The sequence below is a fragment of the Bacteroides sp. OM05-12 genome, from assembly GCF_003438995.1.
Lineage (GTDB): Bacteria > Bacteroidota > Bacteroidia > Bacteroidales > Bacteroidaceae > Bacteroides.
Genome location: NZ_QSUN01000012.1, coordinates 24977 through 41357, shown reverse-complemented (window position 1 = coordinate 41357; position 16381 = coordinate 24977). Strand labels below are relative to the sequence as shown.

General features: G+C 43.4%; 12 protein-coding genes. 11 read left to right on the top strand and 1 reads right to left on the bottom strand.

The window, feature by feature from the left end:
• The first annotated feature begins 17 nt into the window (after positions 1-17).
• The 7 genes from DXB63_RS10685 to DXB63_RS10655 all read left to right on the top strand — a co-directional run bounded on the left by DXB63_RS10685 (position 18) and on the right by DXB63_RS10655 (position 7831).
• Positions 18-578: a GNAT family N-acetyltransferase gene (locus tag DXB63_RS10685; protein ID WP_122126410.1), complete on the top strand. Its 561-nt coding sequence runs from the start codon at positions 18-20 to the stop codon at positions 576-578.
• A gap of 63 nt (positions 579-641) precedes the next feature.
• The gene (locus DXB63_RS10680) at positions 642-1847 is read left to right on the top strand and encodes an argininosuccinate synthase (RefSeq protein WP_122126409.1); all 1206 of its coding nucleotides are present in this window, start codon (positions 642-644) and stop codon (positions 1845-1847) included.
• 10 nt (positions 1848-1857) lie between these two features.
• Entirely contained in the window at positions 1858-2826 is a 969-nt protein-coding gene (gene argC, locus DXB63_RS10675; RefSeq protein WP_122126477.1) for an N-acetyl-gamma-glutamyl-phosphate reductase, read from the top strand.
• 19 nt (positions 2827-2845) lie between these two features.
• On the top strand, positions 2846-3967 hold the full coding sequence (locus tag DXB63_RS10670) for an aspartate aminotransferase family protein (RefSeq protein WP_122126408.1): 1122 nt from the start codon (positions 2846-2848) through the stop codon (positions 3965-3967).
• 713 nt (positions 3968-4680) lie between these two features.
• Positions 4681-5289, top strand: a complete 609-nt coding sequence (locus DXB63_RS10665; RefSeq protein ID WP_122348237.1) for a DUF6088 family protein — start codon at positions 4681-4683, stop codon at positions 5287-5289.
• Positions 5282-6313, top strand: a complete 1032-nt coding sequence (locus tag DXB63_RS10660; protein WP_122126406.1) for a nucleotidyl transferase AbiEii/AbiGii toxin family protein — start codon at positions 5282-5284, stop codon at positions 6311-6313. The genes DXB63_RS10665 and DXB63_RS10660 overlap by 8 nt, the downstream gene beginning before the upstream one ends.
• Before the next feature lie 252 nt (positions 6314-6565).
• Entirely contained in the window at positions 6566-7831 is a 1266-nt protein-coding gene (locus DXB63_RS10655; RefSeq protein WP_122126405.1) for a site-specific integrase, read from the top strand.
• 344 nt (positions 7832-8175) lie between these two features.
• Here DXB63_RS10655 and DXB63_RS10650 read toward each other — a convergent pair whose 3' ends face one another.
• On the bottom strand, positions 8176-9048 hold the full coding sequence (locus DXB63_RS10650) for a helix-turn-helix transcriptional regulator (protein WP_122126404.1): 873 nt from the start codon (positions 9046-9048) through the stop codon (positions 8176-8178).
• 303 nt (positions 9049-9351) lie between these two features.
• On the opposite strand from DXB63_RS10650, the gene DXB63_RS10645 reads away from it, so the two are divergent.
• The 4 genes from DXB63_RS10645 to DXB63_RS10630 all read left to right on the top strand — a co-directional run bounded on the left by DXB63_RS10645 (position 9352) and on the right by DXB63_RS10630 (position 16354).
• A complete protein-coding gene (locus DXB63_RS10645; RefSeq protein WP_122126403.1) occupies positions 9352-10704 on the top strand; it encodes a DUF3575 domain-containing protein in 1353 nt (450 codons plus the stop codon).
• 68 nt (positions 10705-10772) lie between these two features.
• Positions 10773-12125: an Mfa1 family fimbria major subunit gene (locus DXB63_RS10640; RefSeq protein ID WP_122126402.1), complete on the top strand. Its 1353-nt coding sequence runs from the start codon at positions 10773-10775 to the stop codon at positions 12123-12125.
• Between the two features lie 111 nt (positions 12126-12236).
• Positions 12237-13208: a FimB/Mfa2 family fimbrial subunit gene (locus tag DXB63_RS10635; protein WP_122126401.1), complete on the top strand. Its 972-nt coding sequence runs from the start codon at positions 12237-12239 to the stop codon at positions 13206-13208.
• Between the two features lie 26 nt (positions 13209-13234).
• Positions 13235-16354, top strand: coding sequence for a BACON domain-containing protein (locus tag DXB63_RS10630; RefSeq protein ID WP_122126400.1), 3120 nt, complete (start codon positions 13235-13237; stop codon positions 16352-16354).
• Positions 16355-16381 lie beyond the last annotated feature (27 nt).

Genomic DNA, 16381 nt, shown 5'->3' with positions numbered 1-16381 from the left:
TACACTAATTGGAAGAAATGGAGACTCAACAAATAGATGTTATGGTAGCCGACGCCTCACATGAGGTATACGTTGACACTATTTTGGAGACTATAACTGCCGCAGCAAAGGTTCGTGGTACGGGAATTGCCAAACGTACCCACGAATATGTAGCCCAGAAAATGAAAGAGGGCAAAGCGATAATTGCTTTATGCGGAGATGAATTTGCCGGATTTTGTTATATTGAGAGCTGGGGAAATAAGCAATATGTAGCCAATTCCGGTTTGATTGTGGTAGAGAAGTTTCGCGGGCAAGGGCTTGCCAAACGTATCAAAAAAGCGGCATTCACCTTGTCGCGTTTGCGTTGGCCACACGCTAAATTGTTCGGGTTGACGAGTGGGGCAGCTGTCATGCGTATCAATACGGAATTGGGATATGTGCCCGTGACGTTTGCACAACTCACGGATGATGAGGCATTCTGGAGGGGATGCGAGGGCTGTATCAATCATGATGTATTGGAACGTACGGATCGGAAATACTGTATCTGTACAGCTATGTTATATGATCCGGAGAGAGAAGATGAACAAACTGGCAATTAATTATTAATAATAAAGGAGAAGGTGGAGATCCTTATCGCCATTCTTCATTAAATATAGAACAATATGGAAGAGAAAAAGAAAGTTGTAGTGGCCTTCAGCGGTGGATTGGATACATCATTCACCGTTATGTATCTGGCAAAGGAAAAAGGATATGAAGTCTACGCGGCTTGTGCCGACACAGGTGGATTCAGTTCCGAACAGTTAAAACAGAACGAAGAGAACGCTTATAAATTAGGTGCTGTTAAATATGTTACGTTGGATGTTACTCAGGAATACTATGAAAAAAGCCTGAAATATATGATTTTCGGTAATGTACTGCGAAATGGCACCTACCCAATCTCCGTAAGTTCAGAACGTATTTTTCAAGCTCTTGCTATTGCACGTTATGCCAACGAAATCGGTGCAGATGCTATTGCTCATGGTTCTACCGGTGCAGGCAACGATCAAATTCGTTTTGATATGACCTTTCTTGTCATGGCTCCGGGTGTAGAAATCATCACTCTGACACGCGACATGGCACTAACTAGAGAATATGAAATTAATTACTTGAAAGAGCATGGCTTTGAGGCCGATTTCACCAAACTGAAGTATTCATATAATGTAGGTTTGTGGGGAACGTCTATTTGTGGAGGTGAAATTTTCGACTCTGCTCAAGGATTGCCTGAAAGTGCGTATCTGAAGCAGGTAGAGAAAAAAGGAAGTGAACAGCTCCGTCTTGAATTTGTAAAGGGCGAACTGCATGCTGTGAACGGTGAGGTCTTTGAAGATAAAATAAAGGCAATTCAGAGAGTGGAGGAAATAGGTGCTCCTTACGGTATTGGTCGTGATATGCATGTAGGTGATACAATTATCGGTATCAAAGGTCGTGTCGGATTTGAAGCTGCCGCTCCAATGTTAATTATTGGTGCACACCGTTTTCTTGAGAAATATACACTGAGTAAATGGCAGCAATATTGGAAAGATCAGGTTGCTAACTGGTATGGTATGTTTCTGCATGAAAGCCAGTATTTAGAACCTGTGATGCGTGATATAGAAGCTATGCTTCAGGAGTCCCAACGTAATGTAAACGGTACGGCCATTCTGGAACTACGTCCGTTGTCATTCTCAACAGTGGGAGTAGAGTCTAAAGATGATCTTGTAAAAACCAAATTCGGTGAATACGGAGAAATGCAAAAAGGTTGGACGGCAGAGGATGCTAAAGGTTTTATCAAAGTGACTTCCACCCCATTACGCGTATATTATGCTAATCATAAAGACGAAGAAATTTAATTCAACAGGTATGATAAAAGCTGGAATTATAGGAGGAGCAGGCTATACTGCGGGCGAACTTATCCGTTTACTCATCAATCATCCGGATGTGGAGATTGTTTTCGTGAACAGTAGCAGCAATGCAGGTAATAAGATTACTGATGTGCATGAGGGACTTTATGGAGAGTGTGACCTTGCATTCACGGATGCTTTGCCGCTGGACGAGATAGATGTGTTGTTTTTTTGTACTGCGCATGGCGATACCCGTAAGTTTATGGAAAGTCACAATATACCGGAAGAATTGAAGATAATCGATTTATCAATGGATTATCGTATCGCTTCTGAGGATCATGATTTTATCTATGGTTTGCCGGAACTGAACCGTCGAACCATCTGTCATAGTAAGCATGTAGCGAATCCCGGATGTTTTGCTACTTGTATTCAGTTAGGATTGCTTCCACTTGCCAAACACCTGATGTTGAATGATGACGTTATGGTAAATGCTATTACCGGAAGTACGGGAGCCGGAGTGAAACCGGGAGCTACCAGTCATTTTAGCTGGCGTAACAATAATATAAGTGTATATAAGGCTTTTGAACATCAGCATGTGCCTGAAATCAAACAATCGCTTAAACAGTTACAAAACAGTTTTGATGCAGAGATAGATTTTATTCCTTATCGTGGCGATTTTCCTCGCGGCATCTTTGCTACATTAGTGGTAAAAACAAAAGTGGCGTTGGATGAAATTATTCGTATGTATGAGGAGTATTACGCAGAAGACTCTTTTGTTCATGTCGTAGATAAGAATATTGACCTAAAGCAGGTGGTAAACACGAATAAATGTTTGCTTCATCTAGAAAAACATGGTGACAAGCTACTCATTATTTCTTGTATAGATAATCTGCTGAAAGGTGCAAGCGGACAAGCTGTTCACAATATGAACCTGTTATTTAATTTGGAAGAAACCGTTGGACTCTGTCTGAAACCTTCGGCTTTCTAAATTCATAAAGTATATTATCATGAATTTATTTGATGTATATCCATTATTCGATATAAATATAGTAAAAGGAAAAGGTCGTCACGTATGGGACGAGAATGGTACAGAATATCTTGACTTGTACGGTGGTCATGCGGTAATTTCTATTGGTCATGCACATCCACATTATGTGGAAAAGGTTAGTAAACAAGTTGCTACATTAGGCTTCTACTCTAATTCGGTTATTAATAAACTGCAACAGGAAGTTGCATATCGTCTAGGGAGAATATCCGGTTATGAAGATTATTCCTTATTCCTTATCAATTCCGGTGCCGAAGCAAATGAAAATGCTTTGAAACTTGCATCGTTCTATAACGGGCGTACCCGGATTGTTTCATTTGCAAGGGCTTTTCATGGACGTACATCGCTTGCTGTAGAAGCAACTGAGAATCCTAAAATTATAGCTCCTATCAATGCTAACGGACATGTGACCTATTTGCCTCTCAATGATATTAATGCTATTGAAACGGAATTGGGTAAAGGGGATGTTTGCGCTGTTATAATTGAAGGCATTCAAGGTGTAGGTGGTATTCAGATTCCTACCCCTACCTTCATGCAGGAACTTCGTCGAATATGTACAGATACTAATACCGTGCTCATTCTCGATGAGATACAATCGGGTTACGGGCGTAGCGGAAAGTTCTTTGCTCACCAATATAGCGGTATACGGCCTGATTTGATAACGGTAGCTAAAGGTATCGGCAATGGTTTTCCTATGGCTGGCGTACTAATCAGTCCAATGTTCACGCCTGTTTATGGTCAGCTAGGTACTACTTTTGGTGGTAATCATCTTGCCTGTTCTGCTGCACTTGCCGTACTGGATGTTATCGAACAAGAGCATCTTGTGGAAAATGCTGCTAAAGTTGGTACTTATCTAATGGAAGAGTTGAAGAAGTTACCTCAGATTAAGGAAGTACGTGGTAAAGGTTTAATGATAGGGATGGAGTTTGATCAGCCTGTCAAGGAAATACGCAGTAAGCTCATTTATGAACAAAAAGTATTTACCGGTGCTAGTGGTAGCAATGTCATTCGTCTTTTACCTCCTCTTTGCCTGAATATGGAAGAAGCACAAGAATTTCTTTGCAGACTGAAAGCTGTGTTGTAAAACGTTGTTTGTTTTGATTTATAGCAGGAAGTATAGAAACGTAGAAAATAGAGTAAAGGTTCCTTAGGTATGCTTTCTACTTAATTTCTTAAAGTTTCAAACAGAATTCATTTGGCGATAAACTCAAAAATAAAAAGTCCTGATCTTGTTTTGAAATCAGGACTTTTTTATTTCTTTCAAGGTGGTGCCACCAGAACGCAGTTGTGTTTTACAACTATCACGTTATCAATGTCTTATAGAGTATCAAAACAACCGTGCAAATGAATGAACATAGTGCTTTTTTCGGCATTTTGCTTGGCAATACTGTTTCCATTTCCAATACGATACAAATATAAAGAAAAATATCTGATTATCAATGAAAAAATCGTTTTTATGTATAGCAATTTCTTTCCTAACATAAGAAAACTAACAATTAAATTAATAAGGTATTTATAACTCGTCGGTTGTCAATATTAGGCGAATTAAACGTTAGAACAGTGGCAATATAGATTCTATTATGATTTCAGAGCATTGTAGCGGCCTCACATATATAATGATTTCCCTACCTTAAACAAAGCAAACTCCAAAAGACTATTAAAAGACCGTCTGATTATCTTATATGTGAAATTACCAAATATTCGATATAATTATTTGGTACATTGGAAGTAAACACCTAAATTTGTATTCCATAAAAATGAAAATAACATGTTTATTTTCATTTTTGAAGCATGAATATGGAACAGAAGCAGGCTATCATATCAAAGATAAACCGAAGCAAGAAGGGTACTATCTTCTTGCCTGACAGTTTTATGCCTATTGACACACGTCATGCAGCAAATGTTTTAGCAGAACTTGCCAAAGCTGGAAAACTTGTGAGAGTAGCATTCGGTATTTACGTAAAACCTGTGATGTCGAGTTTCGGGCCGGTGATGCCGACGCCATATGAAATAGCTGAGGCTGTGGCTAAGCGTGATGACGCCCAATTATTGCCTCATGGTACGACAGCCGAAAACTATCTCGGCTTCTCGACACAGGTGCCGATGAACATAATATATCTGACCTCCGGTACTTCGAGAAAACTAAAAATAGGGAACCGCACGATAACATTCAAGCATCGTGTTCCAAGCACTTTCGCCTATAAAGGAAAAATTTTGCCGATTCTTGTATTGGCATTACAATCCATTGGGCAAGATAACATTACCGATAAGACACTCGATGTTGTGTACGGTGTGCTGAAAAAGAATCCGGAAGAAAGTACATGGCAAGAAGATATTGCTCACGCACCAAACTGGATAAGGTTAATAATAATCAATATTAAAGCGAAGATATACGACCATGAGTAAATGGATTGACGCATCGGCTCCTGATCGACAGCAATCTGCACATATTGTTGCCGAGGAAAAGATGATAAGCGAAGGTGCAGTAGAAAAAGACTGGTGGGTAACCGCCGTTCTCAAAGCGTTATTTACGCTGTCTCCTGCTCCATATATGTTTTTCAAAGGCGGTACAAGTTTGAGCAAAGGCTGGAATTTAATTGACCGATTTTCAGAAGACATTGACATAGCCTTATATCGTGACTTTTACTTGGTCGAACTTGGTAAAGAGTGTGCAAAGGCTGCGACAAATAACCAAGTTAAGAATTTGCGTATCGTTAATCGTGACTACATTATAGGAGAGTTCGTTGATGAACTGAAAACGAGACTTGACGAAGCTGGTCTTGAGTGTAAAGTATTACCGGTGACACATAAGGACGATGGCACACCTATCGACCATGACAGCGATCCGGTTGTGATAGAGGTACATTATATACCGAGACTTAAATCCGACCTGTATGTGCGCCCGATAATAAAAATCGAAGTTAGCTGCCTCTCGATGAAAGAGCCTTATGAAGTTAAGCGCATAACTTCTCTTGTCGGTGATAAATTTCCTCAAATCGATAACGAGACAGCGGCCGATATACCGACGATTAGCCCGACCCGTACATTTCTCGAAAAAGCATTCCTGCTCAACGAGGAGTATCAACGTAAGAACCCACGTACCGAACGTATGAGCCGTCACCTCTACGACTTGGAACGACTGATGAATACCCCCTTCGCCACAGTAGCTCTTGCCGATATGTTACTCTATCAGGAAATTATAGCGCACCGTTGCCGCTTCTACCATGTAGGAGGCGTGAACTACAATCTCAATCTCCCTGCGACAATCGCTTTCTGCCCCACTGGAGAAATCCGCGACAAAATGCGTACCGACTACGAAGCAATGAAAGCCTCTATGATTTACGGAGACAAGCTCACATTTGATGCCCTTGTTTCCCGTATCGAGGAATTGCAATCCCGCTTCCGGATGATAGGACTTGGTAAACTTTAATATCTGCTGTAATTAGTAATTTTCGGAAAGGATATAGCCTTATTTCCGGGGCAGTCCACCCGGTCGGTTTGGGAGGTAACCGAAAACAAAATACATGGTAACTGAGTTATGGGTATGGTCTATTCAAGAAAGTAACAGGATGATATGCTACCCCCTTACCTTTTAATTATAAAGTCTTTATATATGGCATAGGAAGATATTTGTTGCGGTCATACTATACTTTTGTGACTGATTTTTAATATAATATTTAGTATGACAAGCATGAATTTAGTGTTGCGTCCTTCCACAAAGGAAGGCCACCATCCAGGAAGCCTATCCCTGCGTGTAATTCACAACCGGCAGGTAAAGACCGTAACCCTTCCGGGTTGCCGTCTTTACCCCGAAGAATGGAACAAGGAAACGCAGGAAGTGATTTACCCCGACAACAATCCCCGCCGCTTGGCCGCATTGGAACTGTTGGCGCGGCGTGTGAACGATGAGGTGGAGTTGCTGAATACCCACCTGCAGACGCTGGAAAAGCAAGGGCGGTATAGTGTGGAGGATTTGGTAAGACTCTACCGCCAGCGAAAAGACAACAGTACGCTTTCGGGTTACTGTGATACGCTCGCGTCTGAACTCAAACGGCTGGGGCAGGGCCGCACCGCCAACGCGTACCGTACCGTAACACGCGGACTTATCAAATTTAATAAAGGACAGGATATTCCCCTGCGGGAGATCAACGCCCGTTTGATAAAGGAATTTGAGATATACTTGAAAACGTGCTGTATGCCCAATACGATTTCGTATTATATGCGGAACCTGCGGGCGATTTACAACAAGGCGGTTGCCGAGAAGATCATACGCGGCCGGGACGAGAAACCCTTTGCCGGGGTATATACCGGCGTAACCAAAACCATGAAACGTGCGTTGAGGTTGGAAGAAGTACAAAAGCTGCTCTCTCTGGATTTGAACGGCCTTGTCAAAGAGCAGGAGCCGGATAACGCAAAGCGCATCGAATTGGAAAAACTCTACACCGCGCAACGTTATTTCGCCTTCTGCTTCAACGCTCGCGGTATGTGCTTCATCGACCTGGCCTATTTGCAGAAAAGTAATATCCGAAGCGGGGTTATCAAGTATGTACGTAAAAAGACCGGTCAGCAAATGGAGGTGAAGGTCAATAACGAAATGAAAGCGATCATTGACAGCTTTTCTAAGGAAACCATCGGAACACCTTTTTTATTTCCTATAATCCGGGATATGGGAAAAGATTACAGGCCGCAATACGAGAACGGATTGCGTATTCAAAACCTGCGGTTGAAGAAACTGGCTGCCATGGCTGACATTCCCCGGCAGCTAAGTACGCACTGGGCGCGGCATTCCTGGGCAAATATGGGTAAGCAGCAGGATTTACCTTTACGGGTAATCAGTGAGTGCCTGGGGCATAAATCGGAAAAAACAACGTTAATCTACCTGGATCAGTTGGATAACTCTCTGTTGGATTCAGCTAATGACAAGATAACATCCGCCGTTTACGGGTAAGCCCTTTTTAGTGCTGCGGCACGAACAAAGGATAACTGTTTTATCATTCCAAACTCCCACTAGAGCCTGTCGCTATACGGCAGGTTAAGGATGTCATGTGCTTATACTTATAGAGAAACCGATAATTTACACATGAGTGTTAAAACGGGAAACAATTAGTCTGAACTTTGAGATTTTAGTACCTTTGTATTGTAGTTATGGCATTGTGCCGTTACCGACACTTTAGAAGTGTGGGAATCCTTATACCCTCTACTCGTGCTTTGTCAGCATAACGGGTGCAAAAATAGGCACTATTTCCTTACCGCTACCTGACTTTTTTTCACTTTCTCCTTACCTTTTTTCCCTTACTCCGCATCTTCCCGTAATTCGGTAGGCGTTTTTCCGAGTTCTTTTTTACAAAAGCGAATGAATACCGTGTCCGAATTAAAACCGTTTTCCATCGCTATTTGCTTGAATGATTTTTTTGTCGAAGTGATCTCTTTATGTACCGCCTGCGCTTTACGTTCTATCATCCAACGATTAGGTAGTTCTCCAAATATTTTCACAAATCGCTTTGTGAATTGTTTGCGGGTCAAGTTCATGGACTCGGCCAGCTTATCAATAGAATGATAGAGCCGCCAGTTCAGCCGGACATATTCGGAAAAAGCCGTGTCTCCGGAGAGTATCGTATTGAAAAAGCATGATAATGCTTCCTTTGTGTAGTAAACACGGAAAAGGGCAAATAATTCCTTGACTTTCAAATCAAACCAACAACGGCACTTTAGTCCGTCCGTTATGCAGTCGATAACCCCGTCCAAGAAATACCATACCCGCGAATTGATTTCCAAAATCCCGGCAGGTACGGTCTGTGGCAGTGTATCAAAATCTTCCGGGGATATGAATTTATTGTTTCCGTACAGTTTTTCAATGGAATAATTTTCACAAAATTGGATCGGCTTGTGCACTCTGAAAATCACAACCATGCACTCTGTCAAAGCCTCATAGGAATAATTGCCTCCAACGGGAAGAAATAAAATCTCTCCCTTTACAGCCTCGTATGTCCGAATTTCCAGGAAATAGAATCTCATCCGTCCTTCAATCATGCAAACGATCTCATTATTGGCAACTGACAATTTTTTCTTTTCTCCTATTACCATTTTTGCCACCTCAATAACCGGCCTTTCCCCTTGTTCGTAGTAAGGGCAAGCCAAATGTTCCGCTTTATATAAAATATCCATAACTATGTGATTATTAGATTGTTTTACTAATGTTTTACAAATTAAGAAACCGAATCTACATCAAAGACTTACCATTAACCCGGTAATTGGTAACCCTTACGGGTTATCGTCTCTGCTATTTATGGCCGGAATCCAAACGCCATGTTTTACTAATGTTTAACAAGCCCTTGCTTTATTAAAACTAAAAGCTATGTAAGCGATTGATATTTAAGGCGTATTATTTTCTCTAAAATTGTTACCCACACTTCTAAAGTGTCGGTAACGATTATTCATTCAAGAGATTAAACAAAGTACAAATATTTAATGGTGAATTACAGATTGTATTTAAGGCAATGGGTATTTCTTACCCTTGTTTTTCTATTGGTGATACAGAAAGTGCACGGACAGGAGAAAATTGTCAGTCCGCCCCCTGCGGTCGGCATAAAGACAAACCTGCTGTACGATGCGACAAGTACGCTGAACTTGGGCGTTGAGTTTCGCACGGGCAGGCGTACTTCGTTCGATATGTCGGCTAACTGGAATCCGTTCAGTTTTTCCGATAACCGCAAGTGGAAGCACTTACTGATCCAGCCGGAGTTTCGTTACTGGACGAAAGAAACCTTTTCCGGCCACTTCCTCGGCCTCCACGCGCACTATGCCTACTATAACATAGGCGGCCTTCCAAATTCCATTTTTTCCGACTATATGGCGACACACCGCTTCCAGGGCTGGCTTGCCGGAGCGGGGCTTTCATACGGCTATCGTTGGAACTTTACCCGTAATTGGGGAATGGAGGCCACTTTAGGGGTTGGCTACGCTTATCTGAATTATAGTAAATACGAGTGTGTAACCTGCGGCAAGAAGCTGGGAGACGCGACCCGGCATTATTTTGGCCCTACCAAAGCGGGCATAACCCTTATCTATACTTTTGGAGGGAAGAAAAAGGCCACTGTAAGTCCTGCCCCGCTGAATATACCGGAGGTTGTTTCTGAAACAACGACACCGGTTATACCTGTGGAAGAAACAGAACCGAAGGTAGTAACTATCCTGCCGGAGAAATCAGAAATCGAAATCCTGTCCGAGAAATACCCGTTCGTACTTCCGGCCTCGGAATTTGACCCGGCAAATCCCATACGGTATTATAATGACGAGCGAGATAATGTACTTACGGTCTATTATCCCGTCAATAAGAGCGTAATCGAAAGCTATTTTGCCGGAAATTCCGCTACACTGGCTGCGTTACTTGATGCCGTAAGAAGCATAGTTAATAGTAAAGAAACCAAGATCTGCCGTATTGTGATTGCCGGTTTTGCCTCACCGGAAGGCTCTGCGAGTGTAAACGAACAACTTGCCGGAGAAAGGGCCGCGGCCGTCCGGGATTATATACTGGCAAACACCCCGGTAAGCAAGGAAACGATACTCTTGCATAACGGCTCGGCAGACTGGCAGGGATTACGACGGCTTGTTGCCGCTGACAGTAATGTTCCCTCACAGCGTGAAGTGCTGGAGATAATCGACACCCGCCCGATATGGGACAGTCGGACGCAAACGGGACGGCAAACCCTGCTACACCAATTAAATGGTGGTCGTAGTTGGGAATATATGAAAACGAATCTTTTCCCCAAACTGCGTAACGGAACGTTCATCCGGGTTTACTGGAGCTCAACAGACAGATAGAAACAATGAATAATAAATAAGTGATTGGTAACAAGTTAAAACAATTTTTACAATTAAATTTTTAAACGATGAAAGTAAAATTCAAGTATGCGATTATGGCTGTCGCTGCCCTCACGCTGGGCTTAACAAGCTGTTCTAATAACGATGAGGTAACGGGTGGAGAAACCGACAACGGTACGGAAACTTACATGAAGGTTTCCATTAACTTCCCAAGTACGAATGCACCGCAGACACGTGCAACAACGGAGGATGTGAACGCAACGGATGCTGAGGCGGCCGTAAAAGGAGTGGATGTATATATCTATACTTCCAGTGGTGCGTATTTGTCACATACAAATCTTGGTGCAAGTGATTTCCAGCAGGGTGCGGCTACTGCTAACGGTGATTTATACGAAGCTCAAAAGAAGATTCCAACCACAACGGGCCCTAAATCCATATTGGTGGGTATTAACCTCCCCTCTGCGATAGCAACAGGATTGGAAAATCAAACTTTAAGCAAGGTGTTGACGACAGCCCAGACACTTACCCGTGCTCAACTGACGAATTTAACAAACGGTATTCCGATGTTCTCAACTGCTGTGGTAGATGCTAATTTCGTTGCTGACGAAACTGATTCGCGCAACACCATTATCGCAACCGTACAGCGTATGGTGGCAAAGGTAACAGTAGAAAAATCGTCCGGTATGAAACAAGATGGTGTTGAAGGAGAACTTGGCACATTGGAGTTTGCCATTAACAACTTCAACGAAAGATCCTACCTGGTACAAAAAGCTTCCCCAAATTTTGAAGATCCTAACTGGGCTTCGGGTAGCTACCTGTCCTCTGAATTTTCGGATGCAGCCACAACTGCGGATTGGAAAACTGTTGTAACGACTGTTACTGACGTGAAAGACCTCGATGCTCACTATGCCGCTGAAAACACTTCGGAGGGTAAAACGATGGGTGAAATTACCCGTGTTACGGTACGTGCGACCTTTATGCCGGATAAGATTACTGTATCTGATGGTCATGGTGGATATGAAATCAAAGACCGAGTGAGTGATTTAAACATTACTAATCCGACAACAACATTCTATACCGTTACAGCCAGTGCTACTTCGGGTACGGCTTATTTTTACGATGCCAATGCTGCCGATGCGTATGCCCAAGCTAACAACACATCGAAAGCAACTTATGCCAATGGCTTGTGTTACTGGAATATGTACCTCAACAAAGAAACCGGGGAAAAAGGTGCCCAGTGGGATGTTGTACGCAACGAATTTTTCCGCTGTCAGATTACCCGCATCGTTGCTCCGGGTAACGCAACGCCCGATGTGAAAGATCCTACTCAAAAGCCGGATGCGGAAACCAATATCTTTACGAATATTGATATTATGAATTGGAACACTCCGATTCTTTCTAATTATGAGCTGGAACCCTAAAGGTCTGACATATCAAAGTAAATAAAGAAAAGCCGGGTGGAAAACAGGCCGTACCCTCTTTCCGTCCGGCTCCTTTCAAGCAATCATAGAAAAAATGTAAGCAAATAAAAAATGAATCAAAGAAAGCTATATAACATAACCGCCGTACTTGTGATTATAAGTACCCTGCTTGCCTTTTCCTCCTGCATCAAAGAGGATTTGTCGGAGTGTCCGCCCCGAAGCGCATCTGTAAAAGTACGCTTTGCGATTAATACGGAGGACGACGAAACGGGGCTGTCCAATGCCGGGGTTATAGAAAAAGCTACCCTATATATTTTTGACCGTAACAACCGGTTTGTAGCCATGTCCTCCCGTAATGATATTGTGGTGAGCAGGGAATATGAACTGGATATAGACCTTGCTCCCGACATCTATAATTTCGTGGTGTGGGTGGGAGAAAAAGCACCCTATTACACTCTGCCCGCTTTCGCAGACTTTCCGGCAGTTAAACCCGGCAAGGAAGAAAGCACAATGAATTTGGATATACCCGCTAACCGGATAGTGGATTTCACACTTCCCCGGTTACTCTTTTCAAAGGTGGATAACAAAGAGATTACCGGCGATGACCAGATAATCGACTTCGACTTGATACAGAATACCAACACGCTTATATTCACAGTAAACGGGTTGGAACGGACGGACAACACCTATTCGTTCAGCATAGCCGACGATAACGGCTCCTATGACTTTGACAATAATTACGCTTCATGTAAAGCGTTCCAATATACTACCGGGGCACTGTTCCCGGCAGACTCTGATGTACTGGATGGTACGATGACCGTTCTTCGGCTTGGCAGTAACCGCAATCCACGGTTTACCCTTGTCAATAAGACGACCGGGGAAACACTGTATCCCAGTTATGCCGGTCAACAAACAGATCTCATACAGCTAATCTTAAAGGCGTATGAAGGCAAGACAGTCAACTTTGACCGCCGCCATACTTTCCATATCACGCTCGACTTCGACACGAACATGGAAGCTACCGTTACGGTGGACGGCTGGAATGTAAATGATTCCGGTAATGAACTGTACCCTGATTATTAAAAGGATGAAAAAAAAAAATATATAGAATGAAAAGACGAATAGAAAGAATAACGACTGTTTTTTCCGGCCCTTTCAGTAAAAAGCGGAACGGACTGCGTAAATCCATATCTTTATTGCTGTTGGGTATGATGGGGTTAGCTGCCTCCTGCATATCCGAAGAAGAAATCTATCCTTCGGAATCCGGTGGTAGCCAAACGGATAGAGAAGTGAACTTTTTAATTGCCGTTCCCTATGCCGCACCTACCGGGACGCAAACCGGGACACAAAGCCGTGCGATAGAGACAGACCAAGAAAATGCAATCGATAATATTTATGTGTTGGCGTTCAAGGTGGAATATGAACAGAACGGTACAATCAAGAGCGAAACCTACGATTATTCGGCAATCGGCATAAAATCAGCAACGAATACCGAAGGAGCTTCCTCGCAGAGTTTTACCGTCAAAGTAAAAGTAAAGTACTATGACCAACGTTTCGTAGTTATTACCAATGCCGAAGATGCGGTAACCGCTCTTACGGGCGACCCTAATACATGGATTGGTAAAGATAAGGCAGATATGCTGGCCAATCTGAAAGTATCGTTAGGTCAAACGGAAGATCGCTGGAAAGTAATCAGCGCATCCGATTATACCGCTTTCCCGATGTGGGGGGAAAGCGGTGCGGAAAAGATAACGGGAAGCACCAATAGTCTTTCAATGGCTATCCCCATGCTCCGTATGATTGCCAAGATAAACGTTCAGTTGGATGAAACGGTATCGGGACTTACGAATAAATTCAAGATGAAAAGCGTACACCTCTACAATACGAATACAAGCGGTCATGTAGTACCGTCGATAGCGGCAGTAAAAGAAGAAATACGTAATACCAGCCAACGTTATTTATTTGTTGAAGAGCCAACCGTCCCTTCCGACGCAGTCCTTTCGAAAGGGCCGATTGAATACACCGATTTCACTGCGCCCGGAACACCGGATGTTGCCATGAAAGGGGCTATCTATACATTTGAGACCAAGGCTCCGTCAAACGAAGATCGGATGAAGGCAACTTGCCTTGTGATCGGCGGGCTGTACGGTGATGATACCAACGAGACCTATTACCGGGTAGACTTCTTTGAAAGCGACGGAAAGACCTTGCGGGATATTCTTCGTAATTATCAGTACGTGGTTAATATCACCGATGTAAAGGGGCGCGGACACGAATCGGTGGACGTAGCCTATAAAAGTAAGTCGGTTAATATGGTTGCTGAAATTCTATACTGGAATGAAGCAGGATTAGGTAACAATGTTTTTGACGGTCAGAATATACTAAGTGTAAGTCAGGACAGCTATTTCTTTTCCCGTGATGCAAAAATATCTAAAGAGGAAGATAACGTACTGAGCATTATGACCGATTATAAGACTACCGCAACAGCAGGCAAGTCGGGCTGGTATGTAGAAAAGATTGTAGACGCAACGGATGGGACTACCAAGGTCGGTTGGGTCGACCTTTCTCCGGATCAGGGCGTGGCAGACAATCCAGCGGAAGTTTTCCTAACGGTTGAAGAAAATAAGACCACTACGGAGCGTAGTGCGATTATCTGGATTGCAGCCGGAAGGCTCCGCTATCCGGTGAAGGTAACACAGTCGCTTACCCCTGCATTGGGCATTCAGGTAGTGGATGGCAATAACAAGCCGATAACGGAATTGGTTTTTGCGGGTGTTAATCCTGCAACGCAGACATTTACGGTAAACTGGCAGCCGAAAGATGCAGACTTGACAGTCATTAATGCGCAGGTAGGTACAGAGGCCTTCCCTTCAAATAGTGGTGCGCCAACCAGCGGAATGGTACCAGCAGGAAATGGTGGAACGAAAACCTATACTATCCAGCCATTGGCGTTCACGGCTGACGAACTGGACGAATCGAAGGGCGGCAATCCATTCCTGGAAAAAGTATCGAAAATTGATTTTACAACCACTAATGGCATTTCATTTGCGAATGCCAGTATCTTTCTTAGACAGATCAATTACAATTTTGTAGTAAGTGGAACAACCGACTACATATTAGATGGTAGTACATATAGTTTCAATGTGAAAAGTAATACCGGCTGGCGAATCGAGAGAATTACGGAACATCCGAAAGGCGGTTCTACCCCAATGCTGCAATTCCAGCCTGGCGACAATATGATTGAAGGAGAAACCGGCGGTTACAATACCACTAATGGGGAGACAATTACATTCAGTGTAATTACCGATCCGACCCAGACCATTTCCGGAACTATTGACGTTGTATTTGCAAGCCCCGATGGTCTATTCTCTGACGTTACTGTTACCTTAAATATTGTAAACAATGTTTGGGCACGCAGCAATATTGTTTGGGTTTCTAAGCCGAATGATCCAAACTATCCGGAAGGAGGTTACCTAACCTTTGCCGTAACTCCGGCAGACAATGCCACGATACCCGCCAACTCACAGGGCGTGTTCTTCCAGTGGGGGTCATTGGTGGCAATTAGTCCGGCACCGCTTCCAGGGTCAACAGATACGGGCTATAACGCTGGTAAATATCCGAGCGGTCATATTCTTTTCGATCCCCGACCAAGCGGTACTACCTATAATTACGCATGGACAAACATTCCTTATATCAGTGAAACAACTGGTAAGTTCGGAGCATACTATGAGGATGCTTTCAAAGATTACGGCGAGGACGGTTCCGGCTTCAATGCTACAGTTGGTAAAGGTGATATTTGCCGCTATATTTCTGCCAGGCATTGGGTAAGTGGCAACTGGCGTTTGCCGTCGCCTGCCGAATATACGAAGTTGAATAACGAGGGCAATGTTTCCACTGGCGGTTTTTCCACGGTTACTGTTCCCGATGGTGATGACAATGCCTATGGCTATTACAAATGCAATGCCGGGTATTGGGTCGGTACAAATGATAATACATCACTGGACAAAAGTAATCCGACTATGGGCATATTCCTACCCGCGGAAGGCGTCCGACATACCACGCAAAAAGCGAGGCTGCTTGTCGCAAACAAAGAAGGATACTTATGGACAAACGCCGGGGTTGCATCCAACGGCTACGGGGGTGTCACACTATTTACAACATCGTCTATCAGTACAAGCCAAAGCATAGATCGAACACACGGCATAGCCGTGAGGTGCATCCGAGAATAGATTCGTTTCATTTACTTTATATACCGG